Genomic DNA, 1,770 nt, shown 5'->3' with positions numbered 1-1,770 from the left:
GTGGGGCGTAGGGTTGGAAAATGCCATGAAGGATTCGAATCTGAAACAAGGCGACCAGGTGCGTTTAGAAGACCTGGGTACCCGGCCTGTCGTGGTGCAGGTCATTGAAGAGGATGGCACTGTGACGGACAAAACGGTCAACCGCCGCGAATGGTCTGCGCAGCCGACCGCGCCTGAGCGGGAAGTGGCAGAGACCACGCCCAAGGGGCAGGCCGCCGCAGCAGGCACACCGGAGCTGTCATCGCCGGATGAAGAAGACGGCATGAGCATGGACTGAGCCGTCTGGGTAAACCACCTCCTTGCCTGGAGGTGGTTCCCAGAAACTATTCGTATAAGGGGGACGGTACTGATAGCACGCTTAATGCCACTCTACATGTGGGCGAATTTCAACCGATTGCCAGAATATTTCCCCGAAGATTAGGAACTGTCGGCAGGTGCGAAGCCACTAAGATTTCCTTCCTTTCCATAAGGGTAAAAATGAGTAACGCATGCCTGCTCATGCGCATTAAATTCTTTGACAAAGAGGCTTCCCCATGAATCGAATTTCAACCAGTTCAGTAAACTCCAGCTTCAGTTACTCGGCCCCTGCAGAGGAAGCGCAAAACCGCGTTTCCTCAGCCCCCACCAACTCCTCTCCACCTGGCACCACAACCGCTGTCGCCCAGGCGTCAGAGGGGCAAAAAAAGCCGGGGGCGGTATTAAGCATGCAGGCACAGCGACTGCGCCAATTGTGTGAGAGTTCATCTTACCAGTACCGGCAGAACGCGCTATTAGCTAAATCTTTTGATGCTCAACGCCTAGACATTAACACTCAAGCGGGCCCTTCCAATAGCCCTCACCTGAACGCTCTCAACAAGCTCCAACAACGAGACTTCAAACCTGCGGCTGGCGGGCTAGAAATCCCATTTACACCCAAATCCCTATTGGGCGGAGGTAAACGAGTCTATCAAATTGGCTCATCGTCACGCGAAGTACAAGTCTGCCCACGTGGAGCTGGTGCTGCATTGAGGCAAGAAATCGAAAATAAGCAACTCATGGTTAACAATCTCACGGACGAGCTTCAAGACGCTATAGATGAGGCCAACCCAGCCGAAATAGCCAATACTTCACAACAGCTGCGCCAAGCACGGTCTGACCTTGCTGAGCTACAGAGACGCTTTGCGGTACTCGGAAACGAAGACCGCAGAATCAACCAATAACCTTAAACACATCATAGCCCTTGCCTCAAGCGAATATGTAAGCCCAAGGCAAGTTGCATTTTAAATATCCTCGGGTAGGGCGCTGTCTTTTGATGCATAGGTTTTTCAAAATGCCTATGCATCAAGAAGACGCTATTAATAATTCGACGACACTTCGCTACCGGGGTTATTGACCTGCATCACTTGCGCACTGGCAGGACGATACGGCTACCGGCAAGAAAGCTAGCTGTAGCGGCTCGCGTTTGAAAACACGCGTGCTCGCAATCAGCGCCTTTTTCGGCTCAGATTATTTGCGTGTATCCGGTGCAGTTGGCACAGATTAACTGCATCCCAGCTCACGATATTTGCGACCTGCTCAAATTGCAGGTTGCTCGGCTCACGCTTTTTGCAACTGATTGTGCGTGCAGAAACTCATGGTAATACGCCTTTTCTGGACATTGAAATATGTACAGACTTGCTGGACTCGGTAACCCCAGCCCTACCATGCCTGCGCCTAGAGCGCGTTTTTTGTCCAAAAAACCCTCGTTTGCTGGACGTGCTAACCGGTGCTGGTTCAGTTGCAGCTAATGTG

General features: G+C 51.9%; 1 protein-coding gene and 1 pseudogene. Both read left to right on the top strand.

The genetic code is table 11. The features are described from left to right. A pseudogene (locus DW49_RS0100910) lies at positions 1-277 on the top strand (relaxase); the annotation flags it as partial. Positions 278-533: 256 nt separating this feature from the next. Then, positions 534-1,199: a XopO/AvrRps4 family type III secretion system effector gene (gene xopO, locus DW49_RS0100905; RefSeq protein ID WP_005622107.1), complete on the top strand. Its 666-nt coding sequence runs from the start codon at positions 534-536 to the stop codon at positions 1,197-1,199. Positions 1,200-1,770 lie beyond the last annotated feature (571 nt).

Origin of the sequence: Pseudomonas avellanae BPIC 631, assembly GCF_000444135.1 — a bacterium.
Lineage (GTDB): Bacteria > Pseudomonadota > Gammaproteobacteria > Pseudomonadales > Pseudomonadaceae > Aquipseudomonas > Aquipseudomonas avellanae.
The sequence above is the reverse complement of the archived record's forward strand: the minus strand, read 5'-3'. Positions and strand labels throughout refer to the sequence as shown.

What these genes read in the sequence shown, in the direction of transcription:
- xopO (WP_005622107.1), top strand. Translation starts at nt 534, where the DNA reads ATGAATCGAATTTCAACCAGTTCAGTAAACTCCAGCTTCAGTTACTCG.